We start from the raw sequence: 14,346 nt of genomic DNA, 5'->3' as shown, positions 1-14,346 counted from the left end.
TATCATGAAAACTATGACAACTCAAGAAGTTCAAGAATTACTGGAAAGTAACCAATCCATCAATTTGATTGATGTTCGTGAAACAGACGAAGTTGCAGCAGGTAAAATTCCTAGCGCGATTAATATTCCTTTAGGATCATTGGAATCACGCATAAGTGAACTTGATAAATCTCAAGAATATATTATGGTTTGTCGTTCAGGTGGTCGCAGTGGACAAGCAACTAGTTTCCTTGAAAACCAAGGCTATAAAGTTACGAATATGGACGGCGGAATGTTGAATTGGAATGGCGAAACAAACTAATAAGCTGCTGAAAAACAGGCGGAATATCAAGGAGGAAATTTAATGGTACAAATTGACTTAACATTAGATGCAAAGGGATTGGCATGTCCAATGCCAATCGTAAAAGCAAAGAAAACGATGAAAAATATGGATTCAGGTAAAGTACTTGAAATTCAAGCAACAGACAAAGGCTCAACAGCTGATTTCCAGGCTTGGGCAAAAAGCTCAGGACATCAATACATCGGCACTGAAGCTGAAGGAGATGTGTTACGTCATTTCCTACGTAAAGATGGTGCAGGATCTCCTGAAGAAACTATTACAATCCCTGAAATCGCATTATCTGATTTTGCTCAAAAAGTTGAAAAAGATGAAAATCTAACAATTTTAGATGTTCGCGAACAAGATGAATTTGAAGAAGCTCATATTCCAGGTGCAGTTCATATCGCCTTAGGTGAAGTGGAAACACGCATGGATGAGTTGAAAAAAGAAGAGACCATTTTTATCATTTGTCATTCTGGTCGCAGAAGTGGAATTGCTGGAGATTTGATGGCTAAAAAAGGCTTTGACAAACTTTATAACGTAGTACCTGGCATGAGAGACTGGACAGGGAAGACTGTATAAAAATTTTAATCAAATATATACCCCTGGAGGTAATTTTGTATGACGGTAACAGCAATGACAGCAAGTGAAGTAGCAAAAAAGGTTGTAAATAACCAATCATTATTCATCTTAGATGTACGAAATGGTGATGCCTTCGCAGATTGGAAAATTGAAGGTGGCAATATCCAGTATTTGAATATACCTTATTTCGATTTATTGGACGGCGTCGAAGAAGTGGTTTCAGAATTGCCGACAGACAGAGATATTTTAGTCGTCTGTGCAAAAGAAGGATCTTCTATTATGGTAGCGGAAATGCTGTCAGAAGAAGGTGTTCAAACAGCTTATCTTGAAGGTGGTATGAAAGCCTGGAGTGAGCATCTGGAACCAGTAAAAGTCGGTGAATTGAGCAACGGCGGAGAATTATATCAATTTGTACGTCTTGGTAAGGGATGCCTGTCTTATATGGTAATCTCTGAAGGAGAAGCCGCTGTAGTCGATGCAACTCGCATGGCAACCATCTTCTTGGACTTCGCGCAAGAAAAAGGCGCAACAATCAAACACGTATTTGATACACACTTACACGCCGATCATATTTCTGGCGGTCGTGCAATTGCAGAAGCAACAGGTGCAACATATTACTTGCCGTCAAAAGATGCAGAAGGAGTCGTATTTGAATACGCGGCTTTAGAAAACGGTCTAGAAGTGGCAATAGGCAACTCGAAACTTGAAATTGAAGCACTTTACTCACCAGGTCACACAATCGGCTCTACTTCGTTTATCGTAGATAGCAAGTACTTGTTGACTGGAGATATTCTATTCATTGATTCAATCGGACGTCCGGATCTTGCAGGTCTTGCTGAGGACTGGGTAGGCGATTTGAGAGAATCACTTTATTCACGTTATCCGGATCTAGCAAATGACCTTATTGTTCTTCCCGCTCATTTCATGATTATTGATGAATTAAATGAAGACGGTAGCGTGGCTAAAAAATTAGGTGATTTGTTTAAAGAAAACCACGGGTTGAACATTTCGGATGAGCAAGAATTCCGTGACATGGTGACAAAAAACTTGCCGCCGCAACCAAATGCATACGAAGATATTCGCAAAACAAACATGGGTCAGATCACACCAGATGAAGAAATACAGCGCGAAATGGAAATTGGACCTAATCGCTGCGCAGTACGTTAAGTAAAAAAAATTACAAACAACTCAAAGGAGAGATATTGATGAACTCAACTAAAGTATTAGATGCAAAAGGATTAGCATGTCCAATGCCAATCGTAAAAACAAGAAAAGAAATGAAAACAATGGAGAGTGGCGAAGTTCTTGAAATTTTAGCTACTGATAAAGGCGCACAAGCTGATTTAGCTGCATGGGCAAAATCAGGTGGACACGAACTAATGGAATCACAAGTAGAGGGCGACGTCTTTAAATTCTGGATTAAGAAAGGCTAATAGATGGATTAAAGGGTATCGGTACGGTACCCTTTTCCCTTTTAGAAAGGTGATGTAAAATGAGCATAGATTTTATCATTGTTATATTTCTCATCGGCTTTGTTGGTTCTTTTATTTCCGGAATGGTAGGAATCGGCGGCTCGATTATCAAATACCCGATGTTGCTTTATATACCAGTAATGCTGGGTTTCACAGCATTTAGTGCCCACGAAGTATCAGGTATTAGTGCCATCCAAGTCTTTTTCGCAACGATCGCCGGAGTTTGGGCATATCGTGGTAGCGGCTATTTAAATAAAACATTAATCGCTTATATGGGTGGTGCTATTTTAGTCGGTAGCTTTATCGGTGGCTACGGGTCAACCATGTTGTCTGAGCAAGCGATTAATATTGTCTATGCTGTATTAGCAACAATTGCTGTAGTGATGATGTTCATGCCTAAAAAAGGCGTGGATGATATTCCGCTTGATCAAGTTACATTCAATAAATGGCTAGCCGCAGGATTAGCGTTTGCGGTCGGAATTGCAGCAGGAATTGTAGGCGCAGCGGGTGCCTTTATCTTGGTACCAATTATGCTCATTGTATTGAAAATCCCAACGCGGATGACAATTGCAACTTCCCTTGCTATTACGTTCTTGTCATCAATCGGTGCGACCGTCGGAAAAATTATTACAGACCAGATTTTGTACGGTCCGGCATCTATTATGATTGTGGCAAGTATTATTGCAGCGCCACTTGGAGCTAAGCTCGGACAAAAAATGAATACGAAATATCTTCAATGGATTTTGGCCTTATTGATTTTGGGTACAGCTATTAAAATCTGGACAGATATTCTTTAATGTAAAAGAGGACGCCTTTTAAAGGCGTCCTCTTTTTTTTATATTTCAGCGCTTTTTCTACTTATAATTTCGATTCGATCGGACGGATAAGTGTAGTTTCCTGTTCGCTCAATTTGAGCGACTTCATACATTGCTAATGCTACTGATTTAGCTTCGACAGGTTTGTATTTTTCCATTTTCCCTTTCAAAAAGCGACTGAAAAGGGGGCTTAGCGACGAAGCTGCTTTTTCGCCTAAGCGAAATTCTTTGCGCTCACCTAATAGTAAAGAAGGCTGGAAAATATGGAGCGCAGTCAATCCTAGTTTCTTTAGACGCAATTGAAGTTGACCTTTCGTACGGCTATAAAAAACTTTGGAAGTAGAGTCAGCGCCTAATGCTGTAATGACTAAAAAGTTTTTTGCTTGTTGTGACGCTGCTAATTCAGCCATTTTAAGGGGATAGTTATAATCTACTTTTTTGAATGCTTCTTGTGATCCCGCTTTTTTAATGGTTGTGCCGAGACAGCAATAAACATCATCTACATCAAAATGTTGAACATACTCGTCTAGTTTATCGAAATCAGTCGTAATTTGTTCCAGTTTCTCATGAGTGATTTCGAGCGGGTGACGAACCAATATTTTAATATGGCTATAGTGTGAGCTGGTTAATAGGATATGGAGCATTTCGTTGCCAACCAGTCCACCGGCTCCTGCTAGTAAAGCAGTTTTGTTATTCATTATGAACGACTCCTTTGTCAGTGTCTCTTTAGGTTAAAATCTACTATACCTCATTTTTTAGAAAAATGTCTTTTTGCTTTGATTCTTCTATTGTAGGGGTACAATAAGAGTAAGGTCAAAAGGAAAGGGAGACGCACATGAAACCAGTGATACTCGCTGAAAAACCGAGCCAGGCCAAAGCCTATGCTGAGGCGTTCAAGTCAACGAAACGCGATGGCTTTATTGAAATTGCACCAGATCCGATTTTTCCGGAAGGCGCTTATATCACTTGGGGAATTGGCCATCTTGTGGAGTTAAAAGAACCAAAGGCTTATGATCCTAAGTGGGGAAAATGGTCGTTAGCTGCGTTGCCAATTTTGCCGAGCAATTATCAATTTCAAATAGCGCGAGGCAAAGCACAGCAATTTGGCATTATTAAAAAGTTAATATTTCAAACCGATACGGTCATCAACGCATGTGATGTTGATCGGGAAGGATCTAATATATTTTATAGTATTTACTACCATACAGGTGCCAAGAACAAAAAAATTAAACGCTTGTGGATTAATTCATTAGAAGCAGATGAAGTTAGAAAAGGTTTTCAAGAGTTGCGGGATAACCAGCAAGACTTGTTATTGTATCAAGAAGCAAAAGCGCGTCAAATTAGCGATTGGCTTGTTGGCATGAATGGATCTCGTTTGTATTCGTTATTGCTTCAAGAAAAGGGCATACGCGAAGTATTCGCTATTGGTCGTGTTCAGACGCCTACTGTTTTTTTGATTTATCAGCGCGAAAAAGAAATTGAAGCATTTGTGCCAGAACCTTTTTATGAAATTGAGAGTCTATTTGTTGCAGAAAAAGGTCGCTACAAAGGCAAAGTAAAGTTGCGAGCAAAAGAGCGTAAAGAAGCAGAGGAATTGCTTGCTAAGCATGCAATTGGAGCTAAAGAGGAGGGCGTTGTGACACAAGTCAAAACGGCTGAAAAACGAACGCCGCCTCCTCAACTTCATTCGTTATCTACTTTGCAGGCAGCAGCCAATCGCAAGTGGAAATATAGTCCGGCGAAAGTGTTATCTGTGATGCAAGGTCTTTATGAGAAAAAATTGGTTAGTTACCCGAGAACCGATACACAACATATTACGCCTGGTGAATTTAGTTATTTGGCAGGGCAAGTAGAGAAGTACCAGCAAATCATCCATGCGCCATTTCCAATCGCATCAAAAACGCCTAAAAAGCGTTTTGTAGACAGTTCTAAAGTTCAAGAGCATTATGCCATCATTCCGACTAAAACGATACCGACAGCGCGCAAAATTGAAGGATTAGCAAAAGATGAGCGTAATTTGTATGAGGAAGTGTTGCGCACAACACTCGCGATGTTCCACAAAGATTATCGTTATGCTGAAACGAAAGTAACGACAGAAGTTAAAGGCTTACCTTTTTTGACGACCGGGAAAACGGAGCTTGAAAAAGGGTGGAAAGAGCTATTTGCTGTTGCTAAAGAAGCAAAGCAAGAGCCTTCGTTGCCGGAATTGCATGAGCAAGAGCGCGTAATGAGTACCATTGATATAAAAGAAAGCATGACGACGCCACCAAAACCTTATACAGAAGGACAATTAATCGCAATGATGAAGACTTGCGGGAAGTTTGTTGAAGACGTAGAAGACACAGAGATTTTGAAAGAAATCGAAGGTCTTGGTACTGAGGCGACAAGAAGTGGCATTATTGAAACCATCAAGCGCCATGAATATATTTCGGTTACGAAAAATATTGTTTCGATTACGGGAAAAGGGCGTATTTTATGTCAATCGATCGAGGGTAACTTATTGTCTAGTCCATCTATGACAGCAAAATGGGAAACCTATTTAAAGAAAATTGGGCGCGGAGAAGGTTCAGCTGAAGTTTTCTTAGCTACCATCGGAAAATTTATTCAGAAGTTGCTCGATGAAGTTCCGGCTCAAATGCAGAAAAATGGATTGCCAGCACAACTAGCAACGCCTGACGCAAAAGACGAAATCGCGCTTTGCCCAAGGTGCAAAACAGGGATGATTGTGTCACGAAGAGGTTCTTATAATTGTACGGAATACGCAAATGGTTGCAAGCAGTCTTTTCCGGCAACATTCCTTAAAAAGCGATTAACAGCCAAGCAAATCGAATATTTGTGTACGAAAGGCAAGACACCTGTCATTAAAGGTTTTGTTTCAAAAAATGGCAAGAAATTTAATGCGAAACTTGTTTTGGAAGAAGGAAAGTTGAAAATGGAATTCTAAAATTCAGAAGCTGGTTTAGTTGAACTAGCACACGTATTTCTTCGATAATCAATGAAGCAGTAAACTAACCGATCTGGAAGAAAGGGAGTTTCACATGAACTATAACTTTGACGAAATGATTAATAGAAGAGGCACTTACTCTTTGAAATGGGACGGCGAAGAATTGATTAAACAATTCGGGCTGACAGAAAGATACGATGAAGATACCATTCCGTTATTTACAGCGGATATGGATTTACCAGTACCGCAACCATTAGTCGACGCATTGCACAAAACAGTTGATCACCGAATCTATGGCTATTCTGTTTTTCCCGAAGAATACTTTAATGCGATTCAAACTTGGATGAAAAAACGACATGACTGGACTATAGAAAAAGAGCATATTGTTTACAGTCCTGGAACTATTCATGCGTTGAACATTGCTGTTAAAGCATTTACGAATGCAGAAGACGGCATCATGATTCAACGACCTGTCTATCCACCTTTTACTTCTGTCATTGAAGGGAATAATCGACACGTCGTCAACAATGCATTGACAAAAGATGACGCTGGCTACTATTCAATCGATTTTGAGGATTTTGAAACTAAAGCAAAAGACGACAACACCAAGATGTTTATCCTTTGCAACCCACACAATCCGACAGGAAGAAATTTTAACGAAAAAGAACTCCAAAAGATGGCTGCTATTTGTCATGAACACAATGTCTTAATTGTGGCGGATGAAATTCATGGAGATTTGCTTCGTCGTGGCGAAAAATTTGTGCCAATGGCGAAAGTAGCGGCGCACAATGATCATATCATTACATGCACAGCTATCAATAAAACCTTTAATGTGGCTGGGCTTCATTGCACCAATGTCGTTATTTCTGATGAAGAGTTGCGTACGAAATTCTCTACTGAAATGGGCATGCAATTAGCATCACCATTTGCGATTGCAGCATTAATCGCTGTTTATACGGAAGGCGAAGATTGGTTAGAGCAGCTAAAAGACTATGTTGATGGCACGATGACTTATATAAAGGAATTTCTAGCAGAAAAGATGCCACAAGTTAAAGTAGAGATACCAGAAGGTACGTACATTATGTGGTTAGACTTTAGTGAGTACGGCATCTCGGCAAAAGAGATTCACGACCGGATTTATAATAAAGCTAATGTCTTGTTAGAAGATGGTGATATGTTCGGTGAAGAAGGCGAGTTTTATCAACGAATTTGCACGCCTTCACCACGACCACTTATTCAAGAAGCTTTAGAGAGAATTGCGAAAGAATTTGAAGATATTTCGAAAAAGTAATGAACCAAACAAGGGGCAAGCTCAAAAAATGAGTTTGCCCCTTGTTTGATTAAATTTCATACTTTCCTTTTAACGGAACGAATAAGACTTTGTTTAAAGACGTCGTGTGAAGTTGTCCTTTACTATCTTTTTCGATTAACAGTAATTCTTGGTCAACAGATGTACCAACTGGAATGACCATCTTCCCTCCGTTATTTAATTGCTCAAGCAATTCCTTTGGCACTTTAGAAGCGGCTGCGGTTACCATAATTCGATCGAATGGAGCTTGTTCTTGCCAGCCTTCGCTGCCATCACCCAACTTAAAGTGGACATTTTTGATCGTTAACCGAGCTAATCGTTCTTTCGCACGGTTGTGTAATTCTTCAATTCGTTCAATGGTAAAGACAGAATCTGCGAAAGCAGCTAGTAATGTAGTTTGAAAACCTGAACCTGTTCCTAGCTCAAGCACTTTATGACCTGGTTGAAGATCGAGTGCTAAGGTCATTTCAAGAACGAGTGATGGCTGTGAGATGGTTTGTTCAAATCCGATGGGCAGGGCATGGTCGAATGACGCAAGATCTTTATTGGAATCCATGAAATAGCTGCGATCCATTTCTCTGAAATAAGCAATAATCTCTTTTCTGCGATTTTCCATTATTTCTACCTACTTTCTTTTTCTACGCAAATACATAGCAAAGCAGTGCTTAAATCATGCATTTTCTAAGACGTCTTGTTACAGTAATTTTAAGTGGAAGACAGCAAGCTGTATAGTATTTGCTACTAGATTTTTGGGGGAGGAGATTGTCATGATGATAAATCAACAAATGACTATCGAGACAATCGAAAAAGGGATTTATTCAAATCAAGAAAATTGGGAAAACGCGACTTTTGGAATGGGATGTTTTTGGGGGCCAGAAGCGCGGTTTGGTAGTATGTCGGGGATTATGCGAACGCGTGTCGGATTTGCAGGTGGAACATCATTGGTGCCGACTTACCGAAAGATGGGCGACCACACAGAAACAATCCAAATCGAATTTGATCCACAGGTGGTTAGCTATACAGATATTCTGAGAGAGTTTTGGCGAAACCATTACCCGAATCGAGATAATTACAAAGGAAGACAGTATATTTCTTTACTTCATTATCACAACGATGAACAAAGACAAATGATAGAAGCGATTCGAAAAGAAATGGAAGTAGAACTAGGTGAAATGATAGAAACGGAAATTGCTCCTTTTACTCAGTTTACTCTAGCTGAAGAGCGCCATCAAAAATATTATTTAAAACGCTACCCGAAGGCGATTGACCAGCTTACAGCACTTTATCCAAACAGCGAAATGCTAGTAGACTCAATATTTGCGGCTCGATTAAACGGCTTCGTAAAAGGTTTTGGTACAAAAGATAGTATGCGAAAAGAGATAAATCAGTGGAGTATTGGAGAAGCTGAGAAAGCTTCTCTAACAAATATTTTTTTATCATTGAAATGGTAAGGGGTATAGAAAGGAGGGTTCATCGATGGATCAAACTACAATGATTATGGCTTTAGTGCCACTTTTTATTATTCAATTTGCTTTAATGATTTTCGCTTTAGTAGATTTAGTGAAGAATCCTAATCCAAATGGACCAAAGTGGATGTGGGGGATTATTATTGTCATCATCAATATTCTCGGACCTATTCTTTACTTTGTAATTGGGAGGAGAAATTATTGAATATAGTAGAAGTAGAGAAATTAACGAAATGCTATGGCGAAGAAAACGCTGTTAAAGATTTTTCTTTCATACTTGAAGCAGGGACTTCTACTGCATTGATTGGTCCAAACGGAGCCGGGAAGACAACAAGTTTGTCGATGTTGGCTAATTTGTTAACCCCGACGAGTGGTAATATCACGATGGAAAAAGATTTGTCGATTGGCTTTCTTCCTCAATATCCCCAGTTCTTTCCTTGGCTGACAGCAATTGAATTTACAGAATTGGCGGCTAAACTAAGTGGGATTGAAGCAAAAAAAGCAAGGTTGCAAGCAGTGAAAACTTTGGAATTTGTAGGACTTGAAACTTCCTTAACAAAAAAGATAGGAAGTTTTTCCGGAGGTATGAAGCAACGTTTAGGTCTTGCGCAGGCAATTGTTCATCAGCCGAAATTACTTTTATTAGATGAGCCAATATCGGCATTAGATCCAACAGGACGTAGAGAAATTATGAACTTGTTAAAGTCATTACAACAAGACACGACCATTTTATATTCAACTCATATTTTAAATGATGCGGAAGAAATGACGGATCAGCTATTGTTTATGAAAGATGGATTTTTGATTGAGCAAGGTTCTTTAGAGAAAGTTAAGGAAAAGCATGCCGACCCTTCTATCCGGATAAAATTCGGAAACCATACACAAGCGTTAGAGTTTATGAGCAATCAGCTATGGGCACATGAGGTCAAAACAAATCTTATTTTGATACCGGTTTCTGAAGCAGGACCAACTATGCAGCAAGTTCTCCATGCTTTATCTATTGCCGAGCAAGATGTTAGAGGGGTCGAATTTCAAGAGGCTTCTTTAGAGGAAATCTTTCTGAAGGTGGTTGCTGATCGATGAACCAGTTTTATATGCTACTGAAAAAAGAATGGCTAGAAAATACACGTAATTATAAAATATACTGGATACCTGCAATTTTTATCTTTTTAGGCATACTTGAACCTACTATAAATTATTTTCTTCCACAAATTTTGGAGTCTTCTGGAGGATTACCAGAAGGTGCGGTATTGGAACTGCCAGTACCTAACCCGGAACAAATACTAGCGGCAATCATGGAGCAATTCCAAACGATTGGAGTTGCCGTGCTGATTTTAGCTTATATGGGAACTATAGCCGGAGAACGGAAAAGTGGAACTGCCACTTTACTATATGTTCGACCACTGTCATTTAGAGCTTATTTTTTAAGCAAATGGGCGATGGCATCTACTATTTCTTTAGTCAGTATCTGGCTTGGTTTTCTGTCAGGCTATTATTACACATTTTTATTTTTTGGAGAAGTTGAATGGGTCAAAATCGTTCAATTGGTAGGAACGTATAGTATTTGGGTGTTATTCATTATGACACTTGTACTGGTCGCAAGTGCACTTGCGCCGAATAGCGGATTTGCTGCAGCAATAGCATTTGCTACGTATTTGCTCCTGCAATTAGTTGATGGTTTATTTGGACTAAACTGGACGCTCTCCCCCGTGAAGATCCCTCAATATGGTATAGAGTGGTTAACAGGCGCACCTGATAGGGGAAGTCTATGGGGAGCTATTGGCATAGCTGTTTTGATTATGGTTCTTTTATTTGCTGTTGGAAGTTGGATAGCAAAAAGAAATAAAGCAAAGACTAAAGTTTAGTTGGAAGCTTTATGATGAGTTGGTTTACGCTTTACTTCTAATGAGCTGTTAAAATAACATAAAGGAGCTGTTAGATATTCTGCATCATGTTGAACTTAACGTTTCACACTTGGGAGAAGCCAAATCTTTTTACAGTAAACTATTGCCACCACTAGGCTATTCGTTGTTTCAAGAATGGGAAGAGGGAGTTAGTTACAAGGCAGGCGCTACTTATCTTGTTTTTGTACAAACAGAAGAAAAGTTTTTACAGGTTCCGTACCACCGTAAAGAAACAGGATTAAATCACTTAGCATTTCACGCGAAATCACGTGAGCATGTAGACGAAATGACTTTGAAAGTAGAACAACTAGGAGCAAGAATTTTATATAAAGAACTCCATCCTTATGCGGGAGGTCCTGAATATTATGCAGTTTTCTTTGAAGGACCCGATCGTTTAAAATTAGAAATTGTCGCACCGACTAGAACAGATCTTCATGTCTAATGTTTATGTGATGCGGTCAACAAAATTAAAATAGAATAGAGGCAAATCGCATATGAAGAAAATCATACTCGTTATTTTGTTCGCACTAGTCTTATGGGGTGGCGTTTGGAGCAGTAATAAGTGGATAGAGACCACTGAATATACGATAGTATCTGAAGCGGTGCCAGCTGCTTTTGACGGGGCTAAAATTGTTCAAATATCTGATTTACACAATGCGACTTTTGGAAAAAATCAATCTAATTTAATAGAGGAAATACAGTCTGTCAAACCAGATGCTATTTTTTTGACAGGAGACTTTATCGATAGTAACCGCTTTGATTTGTCAGCTAGCTTAGTAATAATAGATGAACTGGTAAAAATGAATAAAGTATACTATGTCACCGGAAATCATGAAATAGCTTCTAATCAAGTAGAAGAAATTGCGGCTGCTTTGCAAGAACGCGGTGTTACTGTTTTAGCAAACGAATCAGTGGAATGGGAAAAGGATGGGGACACGATTCAGATTGCGGGAATTGATGATCCATTGAGCGAACCTACAAAGCACGAAGATGAGGTTATGCATGATTCTCTTGAATCTGCTCGTTTGACCGATGACTTTACTTTGTTATTGGTACATCGTCCTGAATACTTATCTACTTATGCCGAATTTGGAGTTGATGTTGTTTTCGCTGGACATGCTCACGGCGGGCAAGTGCGTATTCCGGGTATTGGCGGGTTGTATGCATCTGGACAAGGATGGTTTCCAAAAGTAACAGAAGGAGTTTTTGAGGAAGATCAATCGCAAATGGTCGTTAGTCGTGGGTTGGGGAATAGTACTTTTCCCATTCGAATTTTCAATCGTCCCGAAGTTGTTGTTGTGACATTGAAAAAAGAATAGAGATAGTTATCAAATAAAAACTAGGGGGGGCTTCTCGAATGATTAAAAAAAGAGAAGTAACATTGCATCGTTATTCTTCGAAACGATTGCTCGGCTATGATTTGCCGACACATCAATTAGAGTTTACAAGGCTGCCTACAGAAATTATTGAAAAAGATGCAAAAGATCCGCTAAAGCATTTTATTATCATTCGAGCACGGGGAGAAGACGCGGGTTTTTTCGAATTGGATGAATCAGATGATCGAAAAAAATACTCGAACAATCCAAAAGCATTACTGCTCCGAGGATTTTCGGTAAATCCTAAATATCAGGGAAGAGGAATCGCGACAGGATCTATTTATGCGCTTCCCGAGTTTTTAGAAATGGAGTTTCCCGAGTTTGACCAGGTAGTATTAGGAGTCAATGCTCGCAATATCCCTGCACAGCGCTTATACCATAAAGCGGGGTTTGAAGATACGGGTAGGCGAATCATGCGTTCTAAAGGCGAGCACATTGTCATGTCCTTACACACCCAAAAAGCCAAGTGAGAAGAAACTCTCACTTGGCTTTTTGAGTTGGCGTAATCAATTCAGTTGGCAAATCTTCGCAGGTGGATGTCTACTTTACTCAAAATAAAGGTGTTTGTGTAAGCTGCAGCCGGGATTAAACAGCGAAGAGCAGTTTGGGCAGGTGGATGCACACGACAAATACTCCGTGATGGATAATTCAGACCCGCATGTGCCACACAACACTGCCTTTTCCGAAAACCGCTCTTTCGGCCATACTTGATGCTCACCACAACCTGTAGCTTGGTGACATTCAAAGCAAGGGAAATATGATTGGCAGCAAAAAAACTTTATCGCAATCCGGTCAATAGGGGAGTGGTAGTGGATGCAACGAGTTTCCGCATCTACTTCAATCCCTATTACTCGTTGATAGTGAGTCATGTCCTATCCAAGCCTCCTTTTCAAATTTAATGGAAATCGTTACGGCAGAAAAGCATTTGTTGGAAATAATCAGTTTGATTTATATGGTTCAGTTTCTTTCTATGCTACTATTAAATAGACGAAACTACGAATCTAATTCTTCGGGGCAAGGTGAAATTCCTTACCGGCGGTGAGCAGGAAACTGCAAGTCCGTGACCCGGTTGGACGATGGCAAGCATAGGCCACTATGTTTGGAGCGTTCAAGCGGTGGAGCTGGTGAAACTCCGGCACCGACAGTTAAAGTCTGGATGGGAGAAGAATGTAGAGATCGGCTTCGTTATGTGCCTCTTCTTTTCAATGTGTTGAAATTGAAAGGAGGAATTTGTATGACCAAACACCTTTATCAGGGAGTAGTCTCTGGAAATACTAGTCAACGGTCTTTAAACCTGCTCATTTCCTCTGTGGAAAACGAGCTTTTTCAAGGTACGAAAAATAGCCATTCAACTGGCTATCTTGATAAAGAAGCAGGGCACATTAAGTTATGGATTCAAACTCTTCTGCAAAAATCTTTCCTCACCACCTATACGCCCCATGGTGGAAAGCACCCGAAAACTCGTAAGACAAAAATTGAATACGCTTTAGCGAACAGAATGGAGGAGTGTGCCTAAATGTTTACAGGTATTGTTGAAGAACTTGGACATGTTGCCTCAGTTCGCTCTAAGCCACAAGCAATGGAGTTAACCATTTCCTGTGCGCTAATTTTAGAAGACGTTAAGCGCGGAGACAGTATATCCATTAACGGCGTTTGTTTAACTGTATCAACATTCACTTCTCGTACCTTTACCGTTGACGTGATTCCCGAAACGGTCAAATCTTCAACGATGATTGGGTTGAAAGCAGGTTCTCGGGTAAATTTAGAACGCGCTATGCCAGCTAACGGACGTTTCGGTGGCCATTTTGTTAGTGGTCATATTGATGGCGTCGGCGTTATCCGTTCTGTGAAAAAAGAAGCGAATGCAATCACGAAAACAATAGAGCTTGAGCCTCAGCTGATGAAGTATATGATGCTAAAAGGATCAATCGCAGTAGACGGTACTTCTTTGACAATTTTTGCACTTGGTCATAATACCGTGACAATTTCTCTTATACCGACAACGCAAGAAGATTCGCTATTAGGAGAAAAAGGGATTGGTGAAAAGGTCAATATCGAATGTGATCTACTAGCAAAGTATACTGAGCGAATTCAAACAGCAGAACCGAAAATCAGTAGAAGCTGGTTAGCAGAAAACGGATTTTAAAAGGAGGCGCAAA

Annotated in this window: 19 protein-coding genes and 1 riboswitch; of the genes, 16 read left to right on the top strand and 3 right to left on the bottom strand. The window is 39.9% G+C overall.

Annotated elements, in window-relative coordinates:
- Positions 1-4: 4 nt before the first annotated feature.
- From PLANO_RS13295 to PLANO_RS13275, 5 genes are read left to right on the top strand one after another with little or no spacing between them, the layout of a single operon-like run.
- A complete protein-coding gene (locus PLANO_RS13295; protein WP_038704922.1) occupies positions 5-301 on the top strand; it encodes a rhodanese-like domain-containing protein in 297 nt (98 codons plus the stop codon).
- A gap of 42 nt (positions 302-343) precedes the next feature.
- Positions 344-901 (top strand): sulfurtransferase TusA family protein, encoded by a 558-nt coding sequence (locus tag PLANO_RS13290; protein ID WP_038704921.1) that lies wholly within the window; start codon positions 344-346, stop codon positions 899-901.
- Positions 902-940: 39 nt separating this feature from the next.
- Entirely contained in the window at positions 941-2,068 is a 1,128-nt protein-coding gene (locus tag PLANO_RS13285; RefSeq protein ID WP_038704920.1) for an MBL fold metallo-hydrolase, read from the top strand.
- A 38-nt stretch (positions 2,069-2,106) separates the two neighbouring features.
- Positions 2,107-2,334 carry a sulfurtransferase TusA family protein gene (locus PLANO_RS13280; RefSeq protein ID WP_038704919.1) on the top strand — a complete coding sequence of 76 codons (228 nt, stop codon included), beginning with the start codon at positions 2,107-2,109 and terminating at the stop codon, positions 2,332-2,334.
- Between the two features lie 59 nt (positions 2,335-2,393).
- Positions 2,394-3,170, top strand: a complete 777-nt coding sequence (locus PLANO_RS13275; protein ID WP_038704918.1) for a sulfite exporter TauE/SafE family protein — start codon at positions 2,394-2,396, stop codon at positions 3,168-3,170.
- A 38-nt stretch (positions 3,171-3,208) separates the two neighbouring features.
- On the opposite strand, the gene PLANO_RS13270 is transcribed toward PLANO_RS13275, so the two are convergent.
- Entirely contained in the window at positions 3,209-3,886 is a 678-nt protein-coding gene (locus tag PLANO_RS13270) for a Rossmann-fold NAD(P)-binding domain-containing protein (protein ID WP_038704917.1), read from the bottom strand.
- Positions 3,887-4,023: 137 nt separating this feature from the next.
- Between PLANO_RS13270 and PLANO_RS13265 the strand changes: the two genes are divergently transcribed.
- Positions 4,024-6,132, top strand: a complete 2,109-nt coding sequence (locus tag PLANO_RS13265; RefSeq protein ID WP_038704916.1) for a type IA DNA topoisomerase — start codon at positions 4,024-4,026, stop codon at positions 6,130-6,132.
- Positions 6,133-6,226: 94 nt separating this feature from the next.
- Complete coding sequence (locus PLANO_RS13260; RefSeq protein ID WP_038704915.1) at positions 6,227-7,423, top strand: MalY/PatB family protein; 1,197 nt, start codon at positions 6,227-6,229, stop codon at positions 7,421-7,423.
- 49 nt (positions 7,424-7,472) lie between these two features.
- On the opposite strand, the gene PLANO_RS13255 is transcribed toward PLANO_RS13260, so the two are convergent.
- Entirely contained in the window at positions 7,473-8,057 is a 585-nt protein-coding gene (locus PLANO_RS13255; protein ID WP_081976664.1) for a protein-L-isoaspartate(D-aspartate) O-methyltransferase, read from the bottom strand.
- A 154-nt stretch (positions 8,058-8,211) separates the two neighbouring features.
- Between PLANO_RS13255 and msrA the strand changes: the two genes are divergently transcribed.
- From msrA to PLANO_RS13220, 7 genes are all read left to right on the top strand, one after another.
- Complete coding sequence (gene msrA / locus PLANO_RS13250; protein WP_038705461.1) at positions 8,212-8,892, top strand: peptide-methionine (S)-S-oxide reductase MsrA; 681 nt, start codon at positions 8,212-8,214, stop codon at positions 8,890-8,892.
- A 25-nt stretch (positions 8,893-8,917) separates the two neighbouring features.
- On the top strand, positions 8,918-9,112 hold the full coding sequence (locus tag PLANO_RS13245) for a PLD nuclease N-terminal domain-containing protein (protein WP_038704914.1): 195 nt from the start codon (positions 8,918-8,920) through the stop codon (positions 9,110-9,112).
- The gene (locus PLANO_RS13240; RefSeq protein WP_038704913.1) at positions 9,109-9,990 is read left to right on the top strand and encodes an ABC transporter ATP-binding protein; all 882 of its coding nucleotides are present in this window, start codon (positions 9,109-9,111) and stop codon (positions 9,988-9,990) included. Before PLANO_RS13245 ends, PLANO_RS13240 begins: the two co-directional genes overlap by 4 nt.
- Positions 9,987-10,772 (top strand): ABC transporter permease, encoded by a 786-nt coding sequence (locus tag PLANO_RS13235; protein ID WP_038704912.1) that lies wholly within the window; start codon positions 9,987-9,989, stop codon positions 10,770-10,772. Before PLANO_RS13240 ends, PLANO_RS13235 begins: the two co-directional genes overlap by 4 nt.
- Positions 10,773-10,848: 76 nt before the next feature.
- A complete protein-coding gene (locus PLANO_RS13230) occupies positions 10,849-11,253 on the top strand; it encodes a VOC family protein (protein ID WP_038704911.1) in 405 nt (134 codons plus the stop codon).
- 52 nt (positions 11,254-11,305) lie between these two features.
- Complete coding sequence (locus PLANO_RS13225; RefSeq protein ID WP_038704910.1) at positions 11,306-12,130, top strand: metallophosphoesterase; 825 nt, start codon at positions 11,306-11,308, stop codon at positions 12,128-12,130.
- Between the two features lie 38 nt (positions 12,131-12,168).
- Complete coding sequence (locus PLANO_RS13220) at positions 12,169-12,657, top strand: GNAT family N-acetyltransferase (protein ID WP_052124321.1); 489 nt, start codon at positions 12,169-12,171, stop codon at positions 12,655-12,657.
- 75 nt (positions 12,658-12,732) lie between these two features.
- Here PLANO_RS13220 and PLANO_RS15900 read toward each other — a convergent pair whose 3' ends face one another.
- On the bottom strand, positions 12,733-13,056 hold the full coding sequence (locus PLANO_RS15900) for a CHY zinc finger protein (RefSeq protein ID WP_081976663.1): 324 nt from the start codon (positions 13,054-13,056) through the stop codon (positions 12,733-12,735).
- A gap of 132 nt (positions 13,057-13,188) precedes the next feature.
- A riboswitch (FMN riboswitch) is annotated at positions 13,189-13,359 on the top strand.
- A 62-nt stretch (positions 13,360-13,421) separates the two neighbouring features.
- Here PLANO_RS15900 and PLANO_RS13215 point away from each other — a divergent pair.
- On the top strand, positions 13,422-13,703 hold the full coding sequence (locus PLANO_RS13215; protein WP_038704909.1) for a hypothetical protein: 282 nt from the start codon (positions 13,422-13,424) through the stop codon (positions 13,701-13,703).
- Complete coding sequence (ribE, locus tag PLANO_RS13210; protein ID WP_038704908.1) at positions 13,704-14,333, top strand: riboflavin synthase; 630 nt, start codon at positions 13,704-13,706, stop codon at positions 14,331-14,333.
- The last annotated feature ends 13 nt before the right edge of the window (positions 14,334-14,346 follow it).

This window comes from Planococcus sp. PAMC 21323 (assembly GCF_000785555.1).
Lineage (GTDB): Bacteria > Bacillota > Bacilli > Bacillales_A > Planococcaceae > Planococcus.
The sequence above is the reverse complement of the archived record's forward strand: the minus strand, read 5'-3'. Positions and strand labels throughout refer to the sequence as shown.